We start from the raw sequence: 23379 nt of genomic DNA, 5'->3' as shown, positions 1-23379 counted from the left end.
ATACCAATGAAGAAATAGACTAGAACTTACTTCTGATTTTATAAAGCTACTACGAATGGTCGGGTAATTAAGATCTTTAATGATTTGACCATTCGTAGTGTTTTTTATTTAAATAAATGCTCAAAGTTCAGCAATATTATTTAAAACAACTTTCCCTTTTGCTCGTCCAGTATTTACATATTGGAGCGCTTCTTTAATTTGAATAAAGTCATAGGTTTGGTCAACTACGGGTTTAATTTTTCCAGCTTCTACCAGTTCAGTAATTTTTGACAGGTGTTGACCATTGGGTTGCATAAATAAAAATGAGTAAGTAATGCCGAGTTTTTTTGCTTTATGTCGAATTGACCAGCTTAACATCGGTATAACACATTTTAGGAACCAGTTCGGATTAATTGCCTCTGCAAAAGCGTGATCGGGAGGTCCTGAAATACTGATAAGACGTCCACCACGTTTAAGAACATGTAGTGATTTTTCTAAAGTTTTTCCGCCTTGTGTATCTAGAACCACGTCATAGTCTTTAAGTTCTTGCTCAAAGTTCATTGTTTTATAGTCAATGATGATGTCGGCACCTAGCTCTTTCACCCAACCACTGTTTTTGGCACTAGTTGTGGTCGCAACCGTAGCGCCAAGTGATTTGGCAAGTTGAATTGCAATTGAACCTACACCACCTGAACCTGCATGAATAAGCACTTTTTGACCAGCTTTAACTTTTGCAATTTCAACTAGTGCTTGCCATGAAGTTAAGGCAACTAATGGTAGGGCTGCCGCCTGCTCCATAGAAAGATTTTGAGGTTTAAGTGCAAGTGAAGACTGTTGAACCACAGTATATTCAGCAAAAGCGCCGTTTAAATCTGTCTTGGCATAGACTTCATCTCCAGCTTTAAACTGGGTAACGTTCGATCCAACTTCTACGACTGTACCTGCAAAATCATTGCCTAATATGAAAGGAAACTTCACTGGGAGAATTGCTTTAAATTCACCCTCTAAAACTCTTAGGTCGAGAGGGTTAATGCTGGCTGCATGAACTTTAACAAGCACAGCGTCTGCTGTCAGTGGTGGTTGAGATTGTTCATTGAGCTGTACGTCATCAATGTTGCCATAACGGCTAATGTAGGCTGCTTTCATTTGAAACCTCTATTTCTCGAAATTATTTTTAAAGTTTTATAGGCTTAAGTGTGCTCTAAACTTTCAAGCTGCGGTGAATTAATTTGTCAAAGATCTTTGCAGGTGCAAATCGTCTTAACGCTTTTAAGCTTTTTGCAGTTTTTCCTGCTGTGTAGCGTGGTACGACCTGTTGGCTTTGAATAACGGTTAAAATTGTATTGGCAACTACACTCGGGTCATCTGACTTATTAATTGAATTAATCATTTGTTTATGTAGCTTTTCACGCGTTTGATCGTAAAAAGAAATTTTATTGTCTGCTTCGAGTAAGTTTACTCCCAAAGACGTATTGGTGTAAGCAGGTTCAATAAGTGATACACGAATACCTTGAGATCTTAATTCGTGATCTAAAGATTCAGAGTAACCTTCAAGTGCATGTTTTGAAGCAGCATATAGTGCGCCAAAAGGCAGAGGTAAAAGCCCAAGAATTGAACTGATATTTAAGATCAATCCTGATTTTTTCTGGCGCATATGTGGTATCACTGCACGAGTCATTCGAACCGCACCAAAAAAATTGGTATCAAAAATAGCCTGTGCTTGTTGCATTGAGCTTTCTTCGGCACCAGCAGGCGCTATTGCAAACCCAGCATTATTAATTAAGACATCAATTTTTCCTTCAGTCGCTATTACTTTCTCAACGGCTTGTGCAACTGAATTGTCTTGATTTACGTCTAACTCAATAAGATGGAATTTGTATTTTGATGAATCTTTTGCTTGTCGGCTTGTGCCATAAACAATAAATCCAGCCTCATGTAAAAGGTTTGCTGTTGCTAAACCAATACCAGAAGATGCGCCTGTAATGAGAACTACTTTACCAGTCATACCATTTTTTCCAATTTGAAGGTGTTCGCTATTCAGTTTCACCTTGATATTTTCATCATAATCTAAAAACAAAATAGTTACTACTAAAATGATAGTAACTTTTATCGAATTTATTTCTAGTTTTTATTGGCTCATACGATTTTCAAACCAATTTCAAAATTAATGGAGAAAGAAATTGCATACAAAAAATAAAAGCTCTGCAAATCATTCACCAACCTTAAAGCTCAATGTCGATGGAACTTTATTTACTTATCGTGAATTTGGAAAAAAAGAAGGCACACCAATTATTCTGCTAAATCATTTTAGTGCTGTAATTGATGATTGGGATCCTAGAGCCATTGATGGGATTGCTAAAGAAAAGTGGAGCATCATCTTTGACAATCGGGGGTGTTGGCGGTTCACAAGGAAAAAATCCAGCTACTGTTCAAGTAATGGCTGATGATGCGATTGAATTTGAAACGCGTGGTTTAGTTTTATTAATTATTTACCCAGACGCGGGTCATGGAAGTATTTTTCAATTTCATCAAGACTTTGTGGGAAAGGTAATTCAGTTTTTTAGAATAACTTGAATATTGTATAAAATGATGCCTCGGTTGACATCATTTTATATAGCTAGCTTTATACGATATTCTTTGAATTCCAGATGGTTAGAGCTTTATTTGCCGCATTTTCTGCTATTTGTGCTTCTGCGCCTAATCCAACTATTAGATTAATACACATTGGAATTAGAATTTCGGTGGTGGGATTAGGGCAACTAGTAAAATGTTGCCCAAGCTCTAACATAATAAATCCATGCAGTGCACTCCATAACTGTGCTGCCATCACATCAGGGTCAATGTCTCGAATATATTTTGCTTCTATCAGATTGACACATTCTTGACGCAAGTGTGAATAAGAATTTTTAAATGCTTCTGTACTTTCATTGGCTGAAGCTTCACTTCTCCGAAGTGGTGTATATCGTCCCTGAATAGACAAGCCAAACATCAAATCATAAAGATGCGGATTAGCCATAGCAAAATTTCGGCATTCTAAAGCCATTAAACACAAGTTTGTCATTGGCTCGTCTGTATTTTCTATACTTTTAAATAAACGAGCTTGTTGGGTAAATCCTTCGTCAGCTATGGCTTGCAGCAGCTCAGGCACCCCGCCAAAGTGAGTATAAACACCCATAGTGGACTGACCTGCTTCTAAAGCAACAGTTCTCGCTTTAATTTGAGAAGGACCTTGGTTTTCGATTATTCGCATTGCTGCTTCTAATAAACGTGTACGAGGACTTTTTTTTTCCATAACAAAGTTATTGCGCAATAAAAATAACATTGTTATATTAAACCATAACAATGTTATTGTTAATGCTTAGTAGCTACTAATTTCATATTTTTAAATAAAAGTTAAGCAAAGCTGAACGGATTCTTCTAGCGAGATATCGAGCTTAGAGACATAAAATGTGGTGACTAGGATTGCATCATGAAGATACTTAAAAGTGCTGTTTTGTCAGCAGTAGCAATAAGTTTAGCGGCCTGTAGTCATTATTCTCAGTCGTTAAATACAAGTAATAGCAAGGCTAATGTTAGTCAAATAAAGAAGGGTTCTGAAATGATTAATAGTGAAATACAGAGAAAGCACATTAAATTGGAAACTCATGACAATGTGCTCATTGCTCACTTAGATGGTGGTCCTTATCAGTTAATGGGACTAGATATGGCTGAAGAGTTATCTGAACTATTAGATGACCTTGAAAAAAAGCATACCTCTGTTGAGGCAGTAATTTTTACTGGGGATCATCCAGATTATTTTATTGCCCATGCTGATGTCCGTTGGTTGCAAGAAGGTGGAGCTAGTATTCCAAAGCTGGGGCTAAAAACTTCTTCTTTGGTTGCACGTACATCTAAAAGTATTCGAGGAGTTCCAGGCTTAGAGCAGTTAGCGGAACTTACCCCTTTAGATGGTGGTATGCAATTAGATAAATTGCATGAAACTTTTTTACGAATGAATAGAAGTGGTGTGATTTTTATCGCAGCATTAAATGGCTCTGCTCTGGGTTTGGGTAGCGAGTTTGCACAAGCCTGTGACATCAGAATTATGGCTGATGGCAATTATGTGATTGGCCAACCTGAAGTCTTACTGGGTATTAATCCAGGAGGTGGTGGGACTCAGCGATTAACGAGATTAGTGGGAACTCATCGAGCGTTAATGATGATGCTTGAAGGAAAACCTGTATCTCCAAAGGTTGCGTTAGAAATTGGCTATGTAGATGAAGTCGTGCCTAAAGATCAGTTGATAGATAAAGCTTTAGAGCGAGCAATTTATTTGAGTAAACGTCCTAAAACAGCACGAGCTGCAATTAAGCGTGCGGCATATTTTGGTGGGTCGGAAACATTAGAAGAAGGTCTGCATAGAGAGCGAACTGAATTTATTCATATATCCCCAACAGAGACAGCACAAAAGCTCATGAAAGGCTATTTAGAGCAAACCGATCAACGTAAAAAATTACCTTTCTATGATGCTGAAGTATTTCAAGAAACTTTAAAAAGTGGCTCACTTCCATTAGCGTCTGAAGGAAATAAAAAATGAATAAAAATCAAGTAAATGTTTCTAAATATCAGGTTATTAAAGAAGATATTCGTTTTGATTCAGGTGAAACTTATTGTTCTGCATGGCTATTTTTACCTAAAGGGGTAACCAAACCTCCTGTAGTTGTGCTTGGGCATGGCATCGGTGCAATCCGAGAAATGAGATTAGATGCTTTTGCAGAACGTTTTGCCCAAGCGGGTATTGCTGCTTTAGCCTTTACCTATCGATATCTTGGCGACAGTGGTGGTGAACCTCGCCAACTCATGTCTGTAAATCGCCAATTAGATGATTGGGAAGCAGCTTTAAAATTTGTAAAAAGCTATCCGTCGCTTGATGGTGAACGTGTAGGAATTTGGGGAAGTTCTTTCGGTGGAGGGCATGCAATTACTATTGCGAGCAGACATCCAGAACTTAAAGCCGCAATTGCACAGTGTCCGTTCACAGATGGTTTAGCTTCAGCGTCTGCACTAGGCTTAAAAGATACCTTAAGAGTAATTCCAGTAGTAACCAAAGATTTATTTGCAAAATTATTTGGATTACCGCCAGTCATGGTGCCAATTGCAGCTCCTCCGGGGCAGCCCGCTCTTATGAACGCTCATGATGCGTTAGAGGGGTATCTAGCATTAATGCCGGAAGGCGTCGAATTCGTAAATTACTTAACCGCAAGAATTATTCCAGAAATTCTAAGATATCGACCTGGATTAGTCGCCTCTAAAATCCAAAGCCCAATACTATTTTGTGTTAGTGATACCGATACGGTTACACCAGCAGGTCAGACTTTAAAACTCGTTAAAGATGCTCCACGTGGTGTTATTAAGCGTTATGAAGCTGGGCATTTTGATTTTTATACAGGTGAGGCTTTTGAGCAATTGGTTAACGATCAAACTCAATTCCTTAAGCAAAATTTCAATTAACTTGCTGTGATTTCATCTAGATTTGTAAAGGAACTACTATGCAATTTACTATGCTTTCTAAATTAAGGGCAGAGGAAGCCCCAAATGCTCACTGCATTTCTGACTCGAACATTTCTTTAACTAATTATGAGTTTCATAAAGCTGTTCTTCGAGCAGCTGGCACAATGGATAGCCAAGGTATTTGTGAGGGTGACGTTGTCGCACTTATGCTACCAAATCAAGTTGAATTTGTTGTTGCCATGTTTGCCGCATGGTATTTAGGAGCGGCTATAACTCCAATTAATCCTATGCTTACGCATAAAGAAGCAAATCATCAGTTAAAGGATTCAGGAGCAAAACTACTCATCAATTTAACAGGTGAGAAAATCGATAATAATGTCTCTTCAATAGCTGTGACTATGCTCAAGCATGGTGATGAGTTTCAACATGCTCCAGTTGTTAATCCTGAGGCATTGGCTTTATTAATATATACAAGTGGTACAACGGGTTTACCAAAAGGAGTCATGTTAGATCATTCTAATATTATAGCGATGACTGAAATGGGGCGTGAGGGATTACAAATATCTGAAAAAGACCACTGCCTTTTGATTTTACCTTTATTCCACGTCAATGGAATTGTTGTGAGTATTCTTGTTCCTCTTGCTTCTGGTGGCCGTGTAACGATACGTCAAAGATTTGATATAGAAACTTTCTTTTCTGATATAGAGCATTTGCAACCGACTTATTTTTCAGCAGTGCCTACTATTTACGCAATGTTATATGCATTACCTAAACAGATTGCACCAAACGTATCAAGTTTACGTTATGGAGTTTGTGGTGCGGCGCCTGCTTCAGCTGATTTACTCGTTAATTTTGAAAAGCGATATGGTTTTCCAATAGTAGAGGCATATGGCTTATCGGAAGGTACGTGTGGCTCTACATTAAATCCAGTGAATGGTATCAGAAAAGCTGGAACGGTAGGGCTGCCATTACCCGGTCAAAAAATAGCTATAGCTGATTTTAATGGAAGACATTTATCTGTAGGTGAAATCGGGGAAGTGTTGATTCAAGGTAAAAACGTTATGCGGGGTTATCTGAATAAACCAGAAGAAACAGCCAAAACGGTTGTAAATGGTTGGCTACACACAGGTGATATAGGTCGAATTGACGATGAGGGATATCTTTCAATCGTTGGGCGATTAAAAGAAATGATTATTCGCGGGGGCGAAAATATTTATCCAAAAGAAATTGAAGATACATTACTTGAGGTATCCGAAGTTTTTGAAGCGGCTGTGATTGGTGTTTCTGATGAAAAATGGGGGGAAGTAGTTTGGGCGTTTATATCCCTTAAGCCTAATGCCGAATGTTCAATTGATCAAATAAATCAGTATTGTAAGCAGCATTTGACTCGTTATAAGCAACCAGAAAAAGTGATTGTTCTTCCAACTCTTCCTAAAAATGCAGTTGGTAAAATTGATAAACCTAAGCTTCGTGGGCTATATCAAGTTCAGGGAGCATAAAATGTCGAAATTACTAAATATCGTCATGCATCTAAAAAATGGGTTGTCCAAAAGATAACAAGCTAGAGTGAGGAATTATTATGCGAAACACTTCTTCTGACAGCCCATTATTTGATTACGACTGGGTAGTTATAGGTTCTGGTTTTGGTGGTAGCGTTTCTGCCTTACGCTTAGCTGAAAAAGGCTATCGAGTTGCCGTATTAGAGCGTGGAAAACGCTATAAAGATGAGGACTTGCCTAAATCGACTTGGCAACTCAGTAAATTTTTATGGGTACCTTCAATTGGATGGAAAGGGATCATGCGAATGAAGATTTTTCGCCATGTTTTTTTTCCTAGTCAATCTGCTGTTGGTGGCGGTAGTACGGTTTATGGTGGAGTTCTCTATCGGGCTAGGCCAGAGTTCTTTAAAAATCCTCAGTGGAATCATCTTAGGGATGATTGGCAACAGGTCTTAACGCCATTTTACGATAAAGCCGAATATATGCTGGGCGTAGAGACAATTAAATTTGATTCCACAAATCAAAATATTGCAAAAGAAATGGCAGCTCATTTTGGTTGTAGTGATGGATTTAAGCGTGCACCGACAGGTATTTTCTTTGGGGAACCAGACAAAAAAGTGCCTGATCCTTATTTTGGAGGTGAAGGTCCAGAGCGTACAGGATGTATTCGCTGTGGAGCATGTATGGTTGGTTGTCGAGTCGGAGCAGTAAACTCATTAAGTAAAAACTATTTATGGTTTGCTGAAAAGAAAGGTGTTCAAATTTTACCAGAACATCAAGTCACTGATATTAAACCTTTAAATGCATCAGATGGAAGTGATGGCTATCGCATTACAGTTCAAACAAAAGGGCTGTTCTTTACTAAAAAAATTACGTTTACGACTAAAGGTGTCGTGTTTGCAGGAGGCGCACTGGGAACCAATGAATTATTAGCCAATTGTAAATTGAATGGTTCACTACCGAATATCAGCAATAAATTGGGACAATTAGTGCGTACCAATAGTGAATCTGTGCTTAATGTAAGATTGCCCAAAGATCTAAAAACGTGGAATGACGTCACTGCAAGTAGCAGCGTACATATTGATCAAAACACACATATTGAGTTTTTGACCTATGGGCGACATGCGGACTTTATGAGTTTGATGTATACCGTTTTAGTGGGTAACGGAAATCGATTAACACGGCCACTCAAATGGTTGTGGCAAATTGTGCGGCATCCGGCACAATGGCTGAAAACAGTGTCACCTATTGGGTGGAGTCAGCACATGATTACGTTGTTGGTAATGCAATCTCTAGATAACTCAATCCAATTTTTACCTAAAAAGCGTTGGTTTGGTTCTGGATATAAATTAATTACTAAGCAGAATAGTGATAAGCCAAATCCAACATACATTGATATTGCCAATCAGGCTGCACAGTGGGTAGCTGATTATACAGGTGGTGTTGCGCAGAGTAATATTTTAGAAGCAATAGCTGATATCCCGACGACAGCACATGTTTTAGGTGGGGCTGTCATTGGAAAAGATGCTGCTCACGGTGTGATTGATCATAATTTACAAATATTTGGATATAAAAACTTATTGGTTTGTGACGGATCAGCAATGCCAGCAAATCCTGGGGTAAATCCAGCTTTAACAATTACTGCTTTAGCTGAATATGCAATGTCTAAAGTAATAGAACCCTAGAGATATCCAACCTTTAAGTCTTGAACTGATGATCAGTAATTTTAAGGGCTGTTTTGTGTATCAACACGAAGCAGTCCTTTTTTATTTCATTTAATTTTTACAAGAAATTCAAGTAAATAATAGTTAGTACTAAAAAGATAGTGACAAAGGGAATTTATCAATATATAGTTAATATTAAATCGATACCTACTCTGTTTTTATCTTTTCTCTCTTTGAAAGATCACTCATAAAAACAGATGAATCAGATCAATGAATTAAATTTGAGGATCAGAGAAATGAATTTTTTATTAAATACAGTTGCTATGAGTTTGACGGCGATATCTATTTTTAGTGCTCCCTTAACTCAGGCCGAGACTGTGGAATCACTCTCTTTTAGCACCCCCTTAACTAAGGCGAATGAAGTGTCAAAAAACAGTGTTATCAATCAGCAAGCCGGTCAAAATCCCCAACTCAATACAAATTGGACAAATGTCCCAACTCAATTTATTAGTGCAGGTGGCGTTAACTTCGCTTACCGAGAATATGGTCAACAAAATGGTGGAACACCTGTCATTTTCTTAAACCATTTAGCTGCTGTACTAGATAACTGGGATCCACGAATTATTGATGGAATTGCGGCTAAACATCATGTTGTTGTGTTTGATAATCGCGGCGTTGGTGCTTCGACTGGTGAACCAGCAAAGTCAATTGAACAAATGGCAGATGATGCGATTACTTTCATTCAAGCAAAAGGCTTTAAGCAGGTTGATTTATTCGGCTTCTCGATGGGCGGCATGATTTCACAAGAGATTGTGCTAAAACAGCCGAATTTGGTTCGAAAAATGATTTTATCGGGAACTGGCCCTGCGGGCGGTACTGGAATTAGTACAGTCGGGCGAGTTTCTAATTGGGATTTAGTTCGTGGAATGGTGACTGGTCAAGACCCTAAGGTTTATCTTTTCTTCACTCGTACAGAAAATGGTAAAGCTTCTGCAAAAGCCTTTATTCAACGTATTAATGAACGTACTGAAAACCGTGATAAAGAAATTACCATTTCTGCCTATCGTGCCCAGCTCAAAGCATTAAAAAAATGGGGAAGTAAAAAACCTGCTGACCTTTCTGTGATTCAACAACCTGTTCTTGTTGCCAATGGTGATCATGACCGAATGGTGCCAACAGTAAATACTTATGATTTAGCAAAGCGCTTACCGAATAGCTCACTTGTTATCTATCCAGATGCAGGTCATGGGGGAATATTTCAGTTTAATGAAGATTTTGTAAAACAATCACTTACATTCTTAGCTAAATAAGAACTTAAATTTAGGACTATGACCATGACAACAATTACCCACCAAACAGCCGAGACCCAATTCATTGAAGTAGATGGAGCAAATTTTGCCTATCGTCGATGGGGTAATGCAAATACAGAGCAACCACCGCTATTTTTTCTTCAGCATTTCCGAGGTGGTTTAGACAATTGGGATCCACTGATTACTGATGGTTTAGCGCAAGGGCGTGAAGTCATTTTGTTTAACGGTCGCGGCATTGCTTCATCTACTGGCCAGCCCCGTACTCGCATTGAAGATATGGCAGACGACGCGGCAGCAGTCATTCGTGCATTAGGTTTAAAGCAGGTTGACCTATTAGGCTTTTCACTGGGCGGGTTTCAGGCACAAGATTTAGTACGTCGCCATCCTGAACTCGTCAGAAAACTCATGCTTTTAGGTACGGGACCAAGAGGCGGTAAACCACGTGGAGATGATCCAGAAGTAGCTGCATTGGTATTGAAGCATGCAACAACTGCTGTGCCTTCTGAAGAAAACTTCCTCTTTTTATTTTTTGGCCGATCTGAAGCTGCTATTCAGGCGGGTCATGAATTTTGGCAACGTCGCCATGAGCGTAAAAACCAAGATCCAGCAAGTTCAGTTGAAGTCATGCAGGCACAAATAGAAGCCAATATGCATTTTTTACCTAAACTTGATGAACAAGACCCATTTGCACATTTACGTGAGATTAAACAACCTACTTTCATTTTAAATGGTGTCGATGATGTGATGATTCCGACCATCAATGCATATCACATGGCACTTAACATTCCAAACGCTCAGCTATTTATTTATCCCGATGCAGGACATGGTGCCCAATTTCAGTACCCTGAACGCTTCGTAAAACATGCAATCCAGTTTTTAGATGAATAATGCCCATGAGTTCAGTCCATTCAATTTGATGAATCAAGAAGATAAAAATGATGAAATTTAAATTATTGCTGTGGATGCTGACCAAGCTCATGCAGCGTGCTGTAAAAAAGAACCCGAAATGCGCAGCTTATGTGAAAGATAAAAATGTCATCTTTCAGATTCAAACAGCAAGTGGTGAAGGCCGCTATTTCGAAGTGAAAAATGGCAAGATTAACTCTTATTCAGGCCTAACCAAGTCACCAAGTTTTACCTTTACGTTTAAAACGGGTAGCAAAGGGTTTGCCGTGTTGTCAGCGAAAGACAGTGTAAACACTTTTTTAACTGCACTTAAAACACAAGACCTTGTCATTACCGGAAATTTTGTGGATGTGATGTGGTTTCAAAGTTTAGTGGACTTTATTCAACCCCATTCAAAACCCTCTTTAACTGTGTGAGATAAGCCATGACTCATCTGCAATTAAAAACGAATCTTTTGAATCAGCCTTTAACTTTACCGAATGGTGTCATCATTCCAAACCGGTTAGCGAAGGCTGCAACCAGTGAAACTTTAGCCAGCTATTCAAATAATCCAAACGAAAAACATGTTCGGCTATATCAGCGTTGGGCCGCATCAGGGATTGGGATGATCATAACTGGCAACATTATGATTGACCGCAAAGCCTTAGGTGAGGCTGGTAATGTGGTGGTTGAGGATGAGCGTGATTTTGCAATTTTACAGAAATGGGCAAAAACCGTGACCGAACAAGGTTCTCAATTGTGGGCACAGTTAAATCATCCGGGAAAACAATCACCCAAAGGATTAAATGTACGTAATATTTCTGCATCAGTAGTGCCATTTGGTGCAGAAATGCAGTCTTTATTTGCAACACCTGATGAAGCAACACACGAAGAGATTTTAGAAATTATTCAGCGTTTTGGTCGTAGCGCTGCGATATGTAAAAAGGCTGGATTTAGTGGAGTCGAGATTCACGCTGCGCATGGTTATCTAATTAACCAGTTTTTGTCACCTTTGCACAATTTAAGAAATGATGAGTGGGGTGGTACACCAGAAAAACGTCGCCGTTTCTTAATGGAAGTTTATGCAGAGATCCGAAAACAAGTCGGTAAAGAGTTTCCTATTGCGATTAAGCTTAACTCGGCAGACTTTCAAAAAGGCGGGTTTACCGAGCAAGACTCGTTAGAAACCATTCAGGCATTAGCGAATGCAGGCATTGACCTGATTGAAATATCGGGTGGTACTTACGAATCTGGTGTAGCCAAAGCTCCACAAAAAGCATCGACAATCGCACGCGAAGCTTTCTTTATTGATTTCGCAGAAAAAGTGAGAACACTTGTTAAAACGCCGTTGATGGTAACAGGTGGATTCCGAACTGTAGAAGGTATGGATCAAGCTTTGCAGTCCCATGCATGTGATGTCATTGGAATTGCAAGACTTATGGCAATTGAACCTGATGTACCCAAATCTTTACTGGCAGGAAAAAATGGTTTTCAGTCAGTGAAACCCATCAAAACTGGTATCAAAAAAATTGATAGTCTGGGGATTATGGAAGTACTTTGGTATACCCAACAACTCAAACGGATTGGAAAAGGTAAAGAGCCGAAACCTAAGGAAAGTGGGTTATGGGCATTTATTAAATCAGTTTTACTCAGTGGTTGGGGAACTTATGCAACCCAACGTAGCCGAGCAAAATAACCAATTTACTTTACATCAGGCCAATAAAAAGCACTCTAATTGAGTGCTTTTTATCTTTATATTATTCGCTTTTCAGGCGAATAGGACGAGTGCCAATTTCAGCCCCGGTCATTTGGTCTAACACAATAGGTTTGATTTCAGTACCTTGTTCTGCATCAAGGAAAGTCACCATTTTTTCAGGCTGTTCATAAGGTTTGTATTTTCGACCCCATGCGCCAATCACAAATAGAACAGGTAAGAAGTCTTTACCTGCTTGAGTTAATACATACTCTTCACGCGGTGGGTGTTCAGAATATTGTCTTTTTTCAAGTAAGCCTTCATCTACCAACACAGACAAACGTTTTGTTAGCATTGTAGGTGCAATACCTAAACTTTTACGAAACTGATCAAAACGAGTGAAACCCGCATGAGCATCTCGTAATATCAACATGCTCCACGCATCACCTAGTACAGAAAGGCTTCTGGCGATTGGGCAGACTTCTAGATTGCTATTTTTACTCATATCGAATTAATAAACTCAATAGTAACTACTAAAACAATACTAACACAAAGTAGCGAATTAAGCGAGTTTGAATGCTAAATATACAATAATAACTCTATGTCCCGAGTCAATTTTGAACTATGTCTGCACTAGGCTGACTTTCTAATAACTTGGATAAATTATTTTCAAGCCAAGTAGTTAAATCAAAAAGTCGTTCGGAAGCCTCGCGTCCAAAGTCTGTTAATTGATAATCTACGCGAGGTGGTATTTCTGCATAATCCTGACGTACGATAAAACCATCGTGCTCAAGCGTTTTTAGGGTTTGTGCCAACATCTTTTCACTAATGCCATCAATTAGTTTCTTTAACTCATTAAAACGCAGACGTTGATCTCGAAGTGCAACTAAAATCAAGACACTCCAACGGCTCGTGAGAGTTAATAAAATTTTTCGAGAGGGGCAATCTGCTGCAAAAACATATCCTTTCATCGCGTACCACCTTTATTACAAAAGTTTACATTTGTTTCTAAACTTACTTTTAGGTAAGTACTTACTTTTAGTAAGTTAAGGTACTACGATGATTGGAATATATCAACTACATCAGATGGAGATCATCATGCGTATTGCAGTTACTGGTGCATCAGGTCAACTCGGCCAATTGGTTATTTCTCAATTACTCGAACGTACTGAGGCAAAAAATATTGTCGCATTAGTTCGCAATCCAGAAAAAGCATCAGATTTAAGCTCAAAAGGGATCGAAGTGTGTGCTTTTGATTACGGTCATGACGCAGATAAACTTTCGGTTCAATTGGCTGGTATTGATAAGCTTTTATTAATCTCATCGAGTGAAGTTGGTCAACGTACAGTACAACACCAAAATGTGATTAATGCGGCAAAACTTGCAGACGTAAAATTTATTGTTTACACAAGTTTATTAAACGCAGATACATCACCACTTCTATTAGCACAAGAACATGTTGAAACTGAACAATATTTAAAAAAATCGGATATTCCACATACACTATTACGTAATAACTGGTACAGCGAAAACTATGCAATGGGCCTTGCACAAGCAGTTGAGCATGGCAAAATTTTTGGGGCAACCCATCACGGCAAAATTGCTTCTGCTTCACGCTTAGACTATGCGACTGCTGCCGCTGTGGTATTAACGCAAGACGGGCATGAAAATAAAGTTTATGAACTAGCAGGTGATACCAGTTATACACTTGATGATGTTGCAAAATGGGCAAGTGAAATTAGCAAAAAAGAAGTCATTTACCAAGACCTACCAGAAGAGGAATATAAAGCGCTCTTGGTACAATTGGGTATAGCAGAAGGGTTTGCTGGCATCTTGGCAGATTCAGATGAAGGCGTATCTAAAGGCGGCTTGTATAGTGATAGCAAAGATCTGCACCAGTTAATTGGTCGCGCCACTACAAGTATGCAAGAGACGATTAAAGAATTCTTATCTTAAGTTAACGCTATACTCTTATCTAAAAACAAAAGGCTTAAATTGTTCGGATTTAGGCCTTTTGTATATTTGAATGAATACGACTTTCATAAAGTCGGGGTAGACCAAATTATTGAGTCAGTAAATAACAACCAAACCAAATGCTTTAAAGCAAGATGCACACGTTTGTTTGTGATAGTTTAGTTTTTATATTTCTTTCTTTCGAAATTGGATTGGCGTCATTCCTGTCCATTTCTTAAAGGCACGTGTGAAATTTGTAGGCTGTATATAGCCTAGATAAAGCGCAATCTCTTGTATTTCCATATCACTATTAAGTAATAAGTTTTCAGCTTCTTTTTGTTGTGCTTCTTCTAATAATTGCGCATATGAAGAACCGACTTGGCTTAAGTGTCGTCTCAGTGTGCGACTAGACATATTTAAGCGATTCGCAATTTCATCAAAAGTGGGATAACCGAGTTGTGGTTTTAAATTTAACTCTGCTTTTACGGTCAGGCATATATCTTTAATTTGTTCGGAAAAGCGGAGTTGCTCAGCTTCACATTGGGCTAAAGCTTGTTTGAAAGCAATCGGATCTGCCATTTTAATGGGTAAATCTAGAAGCTGTTTTTTATACCGAATTTGATTAGTCGGTTGATTAAAATGAATAGTAGGTAATAAATGTTGATAAGCTTTGTGATAGCTAGGTTCTGACCAGTCAACAGATAATTCAATATCAGCTAAATCATGTTCTCTTAAAAATTGACCAGCTTGAATCACGCCAATCATCAAACATTCATAAAAAAACCGTCTTAGCGTTTCTGCTTGAGCGGCTTGATTGCTGACAACAGGGTGAGTTTCTTTAATTTCAATAATAGAAAATTCATGATCGTCTAGCAGAGTAATACGATAATCTTTTAATCGCATGTTAAAGAATTGCGTTGAAACCTCAATGGCTTGACGTAAATTCGGGCTGCTCATTAAGGCGTATCCCATCGGGCCATGAGCAGTTAAACGCAGTTTTATTCCATATTCATATCCCAAGCCAGAATCTTTCGACAATAACAAGCTTTCCCATGCCAGTTTAGACCATTGAATAGGGGTAATTCGGGCGTCTAATTGGTCTAAAAGTGTTAAGGGAATTTTACTTTTTTTCAAAATTTCAAGCGCAGAAAACCCTTTGTCTACCATAATTTCTAATAATAAATGAGCATAAGAAATAGGAATGCTGGCTTTGGATAGCCCATAAGGATCCTTCATATTCTTTTTTTGTTGTGGCCGAAAATGATTATCAGTATGTCTGATCTACATCTCACGCTCAAGTTAAAACTTCGGAATAATCAATTTATTCTATTTTGAGTAAGAATTATGAGCCTACCTATTCCACGAGCCTCATCTCGCGTTGTGATTACAGGTGCTTCATCTGGTATTGGAGAGGAGTTAGCAAAACAGTTCGCTTTACGAGGCTATTCCTTAGTTTTAGTCGCTCGCCGTGTCGAAAAATTAGAAGCACTGGCTGAAAAACTAAAAGCTGAATATCAAATATCTGTAGATTTATATCCATGTGATTTGGGAGATAGACAAGCTAGAGCTAAGTTTCGTCAGTATTTAGAAGGTATTGAGGTTTCAATTCTTTGTAATAACGCAGGTTTTGCAACTTTTGGACGACTTCAAGAGTTAGATGCAGATCGAGAGCGTGAAGAAGTCGAAGTCAATAGTGTGGCAATTCACGACCTGACTTTAGCTGTGTTGCCACAAATGCTCAAAAGAAAATCCGGAGCAATACTGATAGTAGGCTCTACTTCTGGTCATCAACCCACTCCGGCAAATGCCACATATGCGGCAACTAAAGCATTTGCAAACTCATTTGCAGAGTCTTTACATAGCGAACTAAGTGGTACAGGGGTGACCTGTACTTTACTTGCTCCGGGTCCTACTAAAACAGGTTTTAATGAAGTTGCTGGAATTACCAAAATTGATGGAGTCGGTGGCAATTTTGTTTGGGTCACAGCAGAACGAGTAGCTAAAGAAGCGATTCAAGGCATGGATTGCAATCGCCGTATCGTGATTCCCGGTTTTATTGCGCAGGCGCAAACTTTTGGGGGACGTTATACCCCGCGCATCATCTTGCTCCCAATTCTGAAACAAGTATTTTCGAGATTAAAATCATGAGACAACTCATCAATGATTTAAGTGTTCCAGTGGGCTTAGCCAATCTTGGCAATAAGCTGTACCACAATGCGCAGTATTTGACGGCTGTTGTTGAAGTGGATGAAAAAGCGATGGCTCGTTGGTTACCGTCTGGAATGACACTGGTTCAACCTGCCAGAGCTGATTTGTTCTGTGCTTATTTCCCAGAAAATGTCTATACGGGTGCTTACCATGAAGCGGGTTTATTCGTTCATATTAAAGTAGGCAATAAAACAGGAATCTTTTGCCCTTGGATGATTTTGGACGATGATCGCGCCATGATTATTGGACGTGAGTTGCTGGGCTACCCTAAAAAGATGGGTGAGATTAGCTGGGAAAATGACGGAAAACGTATTGTTAGCAATGCCTCACGCCGCGGTACAACACTCATTGAAATGGAAGCTAAGCTTGGTGAAGTCATTGATGATGCACCTCCAATTTTAGGATTACCACATCGTAATATCACAGGTGGATTGGGGATTGGTTTACCTCGTGAAGTTCGATTTACCCCGAAAGAACACCCACTTGAAATCCGTCGTGTAGAAATGAACTTACGTTTTACGGGTACTGAAAATGACCCTTTACATGAGATGGGACTAGGTAATGTCATTGAAGCAAGACTGCATCGAGTTGATTTATCGGGTGGGTTAATTCCTCCAATTCAAATACCTCGTTTACGTACGCCATTATTTTTATTGCGTCAGTTTAATCCTCGTGTTTTATAACTGGAGAATAAATATGAATGCGCTCTTTCAATCAAAAAAAATACAAGATTTTTCTAAAATCTCAGCTTCAATTGATATTCCTGTAAGAACAATGGATTTTACTTTTCCAGATGAAATTCCTGAGTTCTGGTTTGATAACAATGCCTTACTTACGATGTTGTTGACTGCATTATCGAGCGCATTTCCAGATGGTGAACGTCAATTTATTCATAGTGTGCGTAATTATCAGGCAAAAATTGAAGATCCTGTTCTGCTTAAACAAGTCCGTGCCTTTATTGGTCAAGAAGCACATCACGGTAAAGAACATGACGTGCTCAATGCTGTCATGCTGAAAAAGGGTTATCCCGTAGACCGAATTTATAAGCGCTTTAAAAAGATGAATCGCTTGATGCAAGAGCAATTCTCTACAGCTCATCAGCTTGCATGTACCGTATGTATGGAACACCTCACAGCAATTCTAGCTGACTATTTTATTAGTACAGCACCTCAAGATTTAGAGTTGTTTAATACTCATGTCAGAAAAATCTGGGCATGGCATGCGATTGAGGAAACAGAACATAAAGCGGTAGCTTTTGATGTATATCAGTCTTTGGTCAATAGACCTTATTTCTTACGATTGGTCATGATAGAAACCACGCTTTCTTTTCTTATCATTACCACTAGAGGAACAACCGAACTGTTACGAGCTTCTGGCAAACAACGAGACTTAAAAGAACTTTATCAAGGTTTTCGTTATTTGTTTGGAAAACAAGGTTTAGTCAGACGGATTGGTAGACATTATCTCGACTTTTTCTCCGCAGATTTTCACCCTTGGCAGCATGACAATCGGGACATGGTGAACTTATTAAAAAAACAATATTTCAATGAAGAGCTGCTGAAATAATCAAAAGTTGATGCTTGTGCAGTACTCACAGAACAAACAATTTTAGGAATAATTATCATGGCACAGTCTACATCTACAAATTCTCCGTTACAGCAACCATTAAAATTGGCATGTGGCATAACCATACCCAACCGTATTGCAAAGTCGGCCATGAGTGAACAATTGGCTGATCGACACGGCTCACCCACCACAGACTTACAACAACTCTATGCAGCATGGGCAAGGGGTGGAACTGGGTTGTTAGTTACGGGCAATGTGATGATTGACCATCGTGCTTTTGTTGAGCCACGAAATGTCGTTTTGCAAGATGAGCAATTTTTACAAGCAAATAAGTTATGGGCTCAGGCTGCTAAGGCCAATGGCAGCAAAATTATTATGCAGATTAACCATCCGGGCCGTGTTGCGGTTTTGCCACTTTTGAAAAAGCCGATCGCGCCCTCAGCAGTCGGGCTTGATTTACCTGCTATGAATATTATTCGTATTCCACGAGCAATGACTGAAGCAGATATTTTAGAGCAAATTAAACGCTTTGCTACAACCGCAGAGCTTGCTGTTAAAGCAGGGTTTGATGGCGTGCAGGTACATGCAGCGCATGGCTATTTACTCTCGCAATTTTTATCACCTTTGGCTAACGTTCGGACAGATGGGTGGGGAGGAAGTCCTGAAAATCGACGCCGTATGTTGATTGAAACGGTTCGAGCTGTACGAGTTGCAATAGGCAAAGACAAAATATTAAGTGTAAAACTCAACTCTGCCGATTTCCAAAAGGGCGGCTTAAGTCAGGAAGAGTCTCTACAAATTGCATTAGCTTTAGAAGCAGAAGGGATCGACCTATTAGAGATTTCAGGCGGGAATTATGAATCTCCTGCACAGTTAGGCTATGCACCAGATCGTTCTGCTCAGCGTGATGCATATTTTATTGACTATGCCACCGCACTTCGCAAACAAAGCAAATTACCACTGATGTTAACAGGTGGGCTGAGAGATGTAGATTTTATGAATCATATTGTTGCTAATGGTACGGTCGACTTGGTTGGATTGGCTCGGCCTTTTGCAGTACAGCCAGATTTAGCAAAACAACTGTTAGCCGGAAAATCGGTATTAAAACCTGCAAAAATTCCAGCCATTGGATACAAACCCGTTGATGCCTATTTACAACTCGCTTGGCATGCTTCGCAATTTCGCCGTATTAGCAGTGGGCAACAACCCAAAGCGATTAAGGGCTTAGTGCGAACATTGATTGCCTTTGGTCCACGTATGGGCTTTAACATTCTGACTCAGGATTAATGCTAAGCGCTTTTGATATATAAGGATTTATTATCATGAATAGTTTAATCAGACAAAACCATGTCATTGTTCCACGGCGTCCTGTATTTAATTTTACTGAAACGCCAACGCATTGGATTTATGACGATCCAATAGTTTCGCAAATATTAAATTCAATTAACCCGATTACACCTGCACCAGAACGTTGGTTTTGTCAGACGTTTAGAGATGCATTGCCTTACATTAAAGATGAAAAACTTAAAGAGGCAGCAATTGCTTTCATTAAACAAGAGGGCGCTCATAGTTATGGGCACACTCTCGGAACACGGCACATAGAGGCCTTAGGGATTGATTTAAGTCGTTATACCAAGATGACGAATTGGATATTTAATGACATGATTGGCCCGAAACCATTAGGCTATGAATTGAAGCATCCACGCTTAAAGTCGATGTGGTTAACGACCCGATTGGCAATGGTGGCTGCTGCCGAACATCTGACTGGAGTGTTAGGACATTGGGTTCTTAATGCAGAGGGACTACAACAAGCACCTGTCGATGTAGAAATGTTACGTTTATTGCAATGGCACGGAGCTGAAGAGGTAGAACACCGTGAAGTAGCCGATGCAATGTTTAGATATTTTAGCAATAGCAATGTACTTCGGGTTGGGGCGGCAGCTTTCACGTTCCCGCTATTTATTGTTTTGGCTTATATTGCTGTCGAAAATCTAGTAGAACAGGATGCGCAATTACCACATCGTTTTCGTTTCAAAGATTATTTCCGAGCAGCTCGACAAGACCGTGTGCCTAAGGTTGACGATATAATACGTGCCTGTTTGCGGTACTTTAATCCCAATCATAATCCCTTAAATGAGGGATCGACTGAGCAAGCATTGGCATTTTTAAATGACGGCAACTACAAATAGGCCAGTTAACTGGCTGTTGTAAAAGTAAATTGTTAAGCCAATATTTAAGGTTTTTCTTAATTGTGTAATTAAATGAAAAACAATAATTAATTAAATAATTTCTAGCCAATTTCACATTGACACCTTAATTTTTGAAGATTACCATTTGCGGGCTGGCCTACATTGCCAGCTGGTTTTGACAGACCATGTAGTAAGACCGCATCAGACTTGTTCCTTTCTGAGGGATAGTTTTATGTGTGCACACCCGTTCCCTCCCGTAGCGGTAGGACGGGAGTGGGACACCTTCGGGTGTGCTGGAGTCTTACCCAGTCTGTCAACCTGCTTCCGTTCTGCCACCATAATTTATAATGTTTCGGCAGAACTCCCAAAAGAAGGAGTTGGCCCATGCACATTCATAAATTATTGGCACTCACTGTCAAAATCTATCTCGACACAACTTAAATCAATTTAAAGCAGTTTGATCGCCATTAGGCTTTTCAGGCTTTAATTCGTCACGACCAAAAAACTTAGCAACCAATAAAACTTGAGATGTGCCAAGCACAGTCTTTACGGCTTTGCTGTGCCTTTTTTTCTCCCAGAATAGGCACAGGCTTTTTAATCTCTTTTAGAAACAACAAGAATTTATAACGGTAAAACTATGCCAACTTTAGAAACATCTTCCAAAAAATTACAGGTAATTCACACCGCAATAGAGCTGTTTAATATCTATGGATTCCACAATACGGGCGTGGACTTAATTGCCAAAGAATCCAAAATTCCTAAAGCTACTTTTTACAACTACTTTCACTCAAAAGAACGCCTCATTGAAAAGTGCATATCTTTTCAAAAAAGCCGACTGAAAGAAGAAGTTCTGGCAATTATTTACTCAAGCCGTTACCGAACCTCAAGCGATAAACTCAAAGAGATTATTGTTTTACATGTCAATTTTAATAGTCTGTACTATCTATTGCTTAAAGCCATTTTTGAAATTAAACAGATTTACTCTCCGGCCTACCACATGGCAATTGAATATAGAAAATGGCTGCTTCGAGAACTTTTTGATTTAGTTTTTAGTTTGGAAAACTGCCCACTAAAACCTGATGCTAATATGGTTTTAAACTTAATTGATGGGTTGATGTTCCAGATTTTAAGCTCAAATCGTTTGGATGAAAGGGATGTGGTGGTGGGGAGGTTTTTTGGGTAATATTTGACAATGCTTAATTCTAAATTTTACTAACTAAAGGTTAGAGATTAATTTAAAGTTATAACTGTAGATCATTAAAACTAAACAAATAATGAGGGGATTTTAATGCAAGATGTGAGGACTAGCTTATTAATACTTGAAAATAAAGAAGTCGAAAATATTGCTGAAGTCTATTCTTTGGAACAAATTAGAGAAATACTTATTTTTGCTCTATCTGATAGTACTCCAGAATATTGGACAATATTAGCTCTAAACTTGTTGAATAAAAAAACTGAGTATATTTCTGATGAAATAATATTAATACTTAAAGAAATAGTAGACATGCCAAAAAAATATACACAAAAAAATAGGCATGAGGCATTGAAAATATTTAAAAAACAAAAGGTGAAATACTAATTAGGGGATTTATATGAATTGAATTTTTTAAAGAATATAGTAGTTTATTTAATATAGGCGTGGCTATGTATAGATTGGATATGCCGCAGTAAAAATTATGAATGAAAACTACGTTAATATTTTCATAGTGTTGGAGTTTTATTGTGCAAAATATTAAAATGAAAGATGATTCATGTCATTTTTTAACTGAACAAGATATTAGTACTAAACAAATTATTAAAGTTTGCTTTGACATATCTGATTTTGATGAACTTCAACAAGTTTATGATTTTTTTGGCGAGAGAATATATGGAAATAATCGAGAGCATTTGAATGACATTCATGCAAATACAAAACATTTTGGAAGTAACTTGTCTGCATTTCATGACTATTTAAGAGGATATCTCATTGGTGTTTTTCTAGAAAAAAGAGATGAAATTTTATCAGTAATTATAACCAATAAAAACAATAAAAATATTGATGAGGATTGGTTGGCTTTTTTTAATATAATAGTGCAAACTTTTTTTGATTCGCATAGAGATATAAAATATGGGCTTTATATGACATTGGATTTTTCAAGAAGTATCATGGTTAATATGATGGATTATTTTAGTTTTTTAATTTCTGATTATCATAATAGACCAAAAGATGAACTAGATGAGAATGGTAATTATGTGTAAAAGTTTTTTAATTTGGTATGCTAAGTTTTGAATGTTTATAGAACTATTTTAAGGCTTCCCAATCTAAAAGGTACTTTATATGAGTAATTTGGTGACTATGCTTTCTTCTATTAAAGCTGAAAAAAATTATTTTATTGAAAAATTAGAAAAGGTTAATGGATATTCAGAACGAGAAATCGCTGAAATTGAGAAATTAAATAATATTTCTATACATGGGCAGTTAAAAGAGTTTTTAATAACAATGGGGAAGTGCTCTGGAGGCTTATTTTTAGGTGATGATTTTTACATATATAGATATTATAGAAATGCTGGATTTAATATACAAAGGCAAAAAAATTTAATGGCTGATGAAGAACTTGCTATCAATTATAGAGAGAATGGTGAGAAATTAGATTTAGCTGAAGAACAATATTTTGAGATTTGTGGTGAGAATGAACATGCTAATATTTTCTTCATGTATACAAAGGATGATAATGATTATGTTTATGAGTGGAATGAAAATACTAATACAGTAAAAAGATTTGGAACACTGTTTAATTACTTAATTCGATATAGGAAGAGTTTAGGTTCATATTCAACTCAAGGAACAATTCGAGGTGATGAAGATTCAGCTTTATTCGATGAATTAACAACAGGAAGATTGTTGCTTTCTAACTAAATTTATGAAAAGTGTTGTAACCTATATATTAAAACTATCTTATAATT

At 38.2% G+C, this 23379-nt stretch carries 25 protein-coding genes; 19 read left to right on the top strand and 6 right to left on the bottom strand.

All coding sequences use genetic code 11. The annotated features are described in order from the left end of the window. Window positions 1-120: 120 nt before the first annotated feature. Window positions 121-1125, bottom strand: coding sequence for an NADP-dependent oxidoreductase (locus MKL38_RS03880; RefSeq protein ID WP_270902554.1), 1005 nt, complete (start codon window positions 1123-1125; stop codon window positions 121-123). Window positions 1126-1180: 55 nt separating this feature from the next. After that, on the bottom strand, window positions 1181-1984 hold the full coding sequence (locus MKL38_RS03875) for an oxidoreductase (protein ID WP_198078217.1): 804 nt from the start codon (window positions 1982-1984) through the stop codon (window positions 1181-1183). Window positions 1985-2358: 374 nt separating this feature from the next. On the opposite strand from MKL38_RS03875, the gene MKL38_RS03870 reads away from it, so the two are divergent. Further along, a complete protein-coding gene (locus MKL38_RS03870) occupies window positions 2359-2553 on the top strand; it encodes a hypothetical protein (RefSeq protein ID WP_270902553.1) in 195 nt (64 codons plus the stop codon). A gap of 49 nt (window positions 2554-2602) precedes the next feature. On the opposite strand, the gene MKL38_RS03865 is transcribed toward MKL38_RS03870, so the two are convergent. Continuing rightward, window positions 2603-3301, bottom strand: a complete 699-nt coding sequence (locus tag MKL38_RS03865) for a TetR/AcrR family transcriptional regulator (RefSeq protein WP_231763222.1) — start codon at window positions 3299-3301, stop codon at window positions 2603-2605. Window positions 3302-3448: 147 nt separating this feature from the next. Between MKL38_RS03865 and MKL38_RS03860 the strand changes: the two genes are divergently transcribed. The 8 genes from MKL38_RS03860 (at window position 3449) to MKL38_RS03825 (ending at window position 12523) form a co-directional block, all read left to right on the top strand. Next, a complete protein-coding gene (locus MKL38_RS03860) occupies window positions 3449-4555 on the top strand; it encodes an enoyl-CoA hydratase/isomerase family protein (protein ID WP_005040279.1) in 1107 nt (368 codons plus the stop codon). Beyond that, window positions 4552-5469 (top strand): alpha/beta hydrolase, encoded by a 918-nt coding sequence (locus MKL38_RS03855; RefSeq protein ID WP_270902552.1) that lies wholly within the window; start codon window positions 4552-4554, stop codon window positions 5467-5469. Before MKL38_RS03860 ends, MKL38_RS03855 begins: the two co-directional genes overlap by 4 nt. Window positions 5470-5507: 38 nt before the next feature. After that, the gene (locus MKL38_RS03850; RefSeq protein ID WP_270902551.1) at window positions 5508-6968 is read left to right on the top strand and encodes a class I adenylate-forming enzyme family protein; all 1461 of its coding nucleotides are present in this window, start codon (window positions 5508-5510) and stop codon (window positions 6966-6968) included. A gap of 80 nt (window positions 6969-7048) precedes the next feature. Next, window positions 7049-8653 carry a GMC oxidoreductase gene (locus MKL38_RS03845; protein WP_270902550.1) on the top strand — a complete coding sequence of 535 codons (1605 nt, stop codon included), beginning with the start codon at window positions 7049-7051 and terminating at the stop codon, window positions 8651-8653. Between the two features lie 275 nt (window positions 8654-8928). Continuing rightward, window positions 8929-9942, top strand: a complete 1014-nt coding sequence (locus MKL38_RS03840; RefSeq protein ID WP_080027185.1) for an alpha/beta fold hydrolase — start codon at window positions 8929-8931, stop codon at window positions 9940-9942. A gap of 24 nt (window positions 9943-9966) precedes the next feature. Continuing rightward, window positions 9967-10830, top strand: a complete 864-nt coding sequence (locus tag MKL38_RS03835; protein WP_151744923.1) for an alpha/beta fold hydrolase — start codon at window positions 9967-9969, stop codon at window positions 10828-10830. Window positions 10831-10877: 47 nt separating this feature from the next. Further along, the gene (locus tag MKL38_RS03830) at window positions 10878-11264 is read left to right on the top strand and encodes a hypothetical protein (RefSeq protein ID WP_004642957.1); all 387 of its coding nucleotides are present in this window, start codon (window positions 10878-10880) and stop codon (window positions 11262-11264) included. An 8-nt stretch (window positions 11265-11272) separates the two neighbouring features. Further along, complete coding sequence (locus MKL38_RS03825) at window positions 11273-12523, top strand: NADH:flavin oxidoreductase/NADH oxidase family protein (RefSeq protein ID WP_270902549.1); 1251 nt, start codon at window positions 11273-11275, stop codon at window positions 12521-12523. A 61-nt stretch (window positions 12524-12584) separates the two neighbouring features. On the opposite strand, the gene MKL38_RS03820 is transcribed toward MKL38_RS03825, so the two are convergent. Beyond that, a complete protein-coding gene (locus tag MKL38_RS03820) occupies window positions 12585-13025 on the bottom strand; it encodes a winged helix-turn-helix transcriptional regulator (RefSeq protein WP_005040300.1) in 441 nt (146 codons plus the stop codon). Between the two features lie 106 nt (window positions 13026-13131). Further along, window positions 13132-13491, bottom strand: a complete 360-nt coding sequence (locus MKL38_RS03815; RefSeq protein ID WP_017390878.1) for a winged helix-turn-helix transcriptional regulator — start codon at window positions 13489-13491, stop codon at window positions 13132-13134. A 127-nt stretch (window positions 13492-13618) separates the two neighbouring features. Here MKL38_RS03815 and MKL38_RS03810 point away from each other — a divergent pair, with 127 nt between their 5' ends. After that, complete coding sequence (locus MKL38_RS03810) at window positions 13619-14476, top strand: SDR family oxidoreductase (RefSeq protein ID WP_270902548.1); 858 nt, start codon at window positions 13619-13621, stop codon at window positions 14474-14476. Window positions 14477-14659: 183 nt separating this feature from the next. Here MKL38_RS03810 and MKL38_RS03805 read toward each other — a convergent pair whose 3' ends face one another. Further along, complete coding sequence (locus tag MKL38_RS03805) at window positions 14660-15709, bottom strand: AraC family transcriptional regulator (RefSeq protein ID WP_270902547.1); 1050 nt, start codon at window positions 15707-15709, stop codon at window positions 14660-14662. A gap of 108 nt (window positions 15710-15817) precedes the next feature. Here MKL38_RS03805 and MKL38_RS03800 point away from each other — a divergent pair, with 108 nt between their 5' ends. The 9 genes from MKL38_RS03800 to MKL38_RS03760 all read left to right on the top strand — a co-directional run bounded on the left by MKL38_RS03800 (window position 15818) and on the right by MKL38_RS03760 (window position 23332). Then, window positions 15818-16621 (top strand): SDR family NAD(P)-dependent oxidoreductase, encoded by an 804-nt coding sequence (locus MKL38_RS03800; RefSeq protein ID WP_205469162.1) that lies wholly within the window; start codon window positions 15818-15820, stop codon window positions 16619-16621. Then, on the top strand, window positions 16618-17364 hold the full coding sequence (locus MKL38_RS03795; RefSeq protein ID WP_270902546.1) for an acetoacetate decarboxylase family protein: 747 nt from the start codon (window positions 16618-16620) through the stop codon (window positions 17362-17364). Before MKL38_RS03800 ends, MKL38_RS03795 begins: the two co-directional genes overlap by 4 nt. Before the next feature lie 13 nt (window positions 17365-17377). Continuing rightward, the gene (locus MKL38_RS03790; RefSeq protein WP_270902545.1) at window positions 17378-18247 is read left to right on the top strand and encodes a metal-dependent hydrolase; all 870 of its coding nucleotides are present in this window, start codon (window positions 17378-17380) and stop codon (window positions 18245-18247) included. Between the two features lie 57 nt (window positions 18248-18304). Further along, window positions 18305-19534 carry an NADH:flavin oxidoreductase/NADH oxidase family protein gene (locus MKL38_RS03785; protein ID WP_270902544.1) on the top strand — a complete coding sequence of 410 codons (1230 nt, stop codon included), beginning with the start codon at window positions 18305-18307 and terminating at the stop codon, window positions 19532-19534. 35 nt (window positions 19535-19569) lie between these two features. Continuing rightward, window positions 19570-20436 carry a metal-dependent hydrolase gene (locus MKL38_RS03780; protein ID WP_270902543.1) on the top strand — a complete coding sequence of 289 codons (867 nt, stop codon included), beginning with the start codon at window positions 19570-19572 and terminating at the stop codon, window positions 20434-20436. Window positions 20437-21073: 637 nt separating this feature from the next. Then, window positions 21074-21619, top strand: coding sequence for a TetR/AcrR family transcriptional regulator (locus MKL38_RS03775; RefSeq protein WP_270902542.1), 546 nt, complete (start codon window positions 21074-21076; stop codon window positions 21617-21619). A gap of 105 nt (window positions 21620-21724) precedes the next feature. Next, a complete protein-coding gene (locus tag MKL38_RS03770) occupies window positions 21725-22015 on the top strand; it encodes a hypothetical protein (protein WP_270902541.1) in 291 nt (96 codons plus the stop codon). A gap of 143 nt (window positions 22016-22158) precedes the next feature. After that, window positions 22159-22674, top strand: a complete 516-nt coding sequence (locus MKL38_RS03765; RefSeq protein ID WP_270902540.1) for a hypothetical protein — start codon at window positions 22159-22161, stop codon at window positions 22672-22674. A gap of 79 nt (window positions 22675-22753) precedes the next feature. Further along, the gene (locus MKL38_RS03760; RefSeq protein WP_270902539.1) at window positions 22754-23332 is read left to right on the top strand and encodes an SMI1/KNR4 family protein; all 579 of its coding nucleotides are present in this window, start codon (window positions 22754-22756) and stop codon (window positions 23330-23332) included. Window positions 23333-23379: the final 47 nt, after the last annotated feature.

Origin of the sequence: Acinetobacter sp. AOR14_HL, assembly GCF_027855175.1 — a bacterium.
In the GTDB taxonomy this organism is placed as follows: Bacteria; Pseudomonadota; Gammaproteobacteria; order Pseudomonadales; family Moraxellaceae; genus Acinetobacter; species Acinetobacter calcoaceticus.
This window is presented reverse-complemented; position numbering and strand designations above follow the sequence as displayed.

Coding starts and splice junctions, on each gene's coding strand:
- MKL38_RS03880 (WP_270902554.1), bottom strand. CDS start 1,125: ATGAAAGCAGCCTACATTAGCCGTTATGGCAACATTGATGACGTACAG.
- MKL38_RS03875 (WP_198078217.1), bottom strand. CDS start 1,984: ATGACTGGTAAAGTAGTTCTCATTACAGGCGCATCTTCTGGTATTGGT.
- MKL38_RS03865 (WP_231763222.1), bottom strand. CDS start 3,301: ATGTTATTTTTATTGCGCAATAACTTTGTTATGGAAAAAAAAAGTCCT.
- MKL38_RS03860 (WP_005040279.1), top strand. CDS start 3,449: ATGAAGATACTTAAAAGTGCTGTTTTGTCAGCAGTAGCAATAAGTTTA.
- MKL38_RS03855 (WP_270902552.1), top strand. CDS start 4,552: ATGAATAAAAATCAAGTAAATGTTTCTAAATATCAGGTTATTAAAGAA.
- MKL38_RS03850 (WP_270902551.1), top strand. CDS start 5,508: ATGCAATTTACTATGCTTTCTAAATTAAGGGCAGAGGAAGCCCCAAAT.
- MKL38_RS03845 (WP_270902550.1), top strand. CDS start 7,049: ATGCGAAACACTTCTTCTGACAGCCCATTATTTGATTACGACTGGGTA.
- MKL38_RS03840 (WP_080027185.1), top strand. CDS start 8,929: ATGAATTTTTTATTAAATACAGTTGCTATGAGTTTGACGGCGATATCT.
- MKL38_RS03835 (WP_151744923.1), top strand. CDS start 9,967: ATGACAACAATTACCCACCAAACAGCCGAGACCCAATTCATTGAAGTA.
- MKL38_RS03830 (WP_004642957.1), top strand. CDS start 10,878: ATGATGAAATTTAAATTATTGCTGTGGATGCTGACCAAGCTCATGCAG.
- MKL38_RS03825 (WP_270902549.1), top strand. CDS start 11,273: ATGACTCATCTGCAATTAAAAACGAATCTTTTGAATCAGCCTTTAACT.
- MKL38_RS03820 (WP_005040300.1), bottom strand. CDS start 13,025: ATGAGTAAAAATAGCAATCTAGAAGTCTGCCCAATCGCCAGAAGCCTT.
- MKL38_RS03815 (WP_017390878.1), bottom strand. CDS start 13,491: ATGAAAGGATATGTTTTTGCAGCAGATTGCCCCTCTCGAAAAATTTTA.
- MKL38_RS03810 (WP_270902548.1), top strand. CDS start 13,619: ATGCGTATTGCAGTTACTGGTGCATCAGGTCAACTCGGCCAATTGGTT.
- MKL38_RS03805 (WP_270902547.1), bottom strand. CDS start 15,709: ATGAAGGATCCTTATGGGCTATCCAAAGCCAGCATTCCTATTTCTTAT.
- MKL38_RS03800 (WP_205469162.1), top strand. CDS start 15,818: ATGAGCCTACCTATTCCACGAGCCTCATCTCGCGTTGTGATTACAGGT.
- MKL38_RS03795 (WP_270902546.1), top strand. CDS start 16,618: ATGAGACAACTCATCAATGATTTAAGTGTTCCAGTGGGCTTAGCCAAT.
- MKL38_RS03790 (WP_270902545.1), top strand. CDS start 17,378: ATGAATGCGCTCTTTCAATCAAAAAAAATACAAGATTTTTCTAAAATC.
- MKL38_RS03785 (WP_270902544.1), top strand. CDS start 18,305: ATGGCACAGTCTACATCTACAAATTCTCCGTTACAGCAACCATTAAAA.
- MKL38_RS03780 (WP_270902543.1), top strand. CDS start 19,570: ATGAATAGTTTAATCAGACAAAACCATGTCATTGTTCCACGGCGTCCT.
- MKL38_RS03775 (WP_270902542.1), top strand. CDS start 21,074: ATGCCAACTTTAGAAACATCTTCCAAAAAATTACAGGTAATTCACACC.
- MKL38_RS03770 (WP_270902541.1), top strand. CDS start 21,725: ATGCAAGATGTGAGGACTAGCTTATTAATACTTGAAAATAAAGAAGTC.
- MKL38_RS03760 (WP_270902539.1), top strand. CDS start 22,754: ATGAGTAATTTGGTGACTATGCTTTCTTCTATTAAAGCTGAAAAAAAT.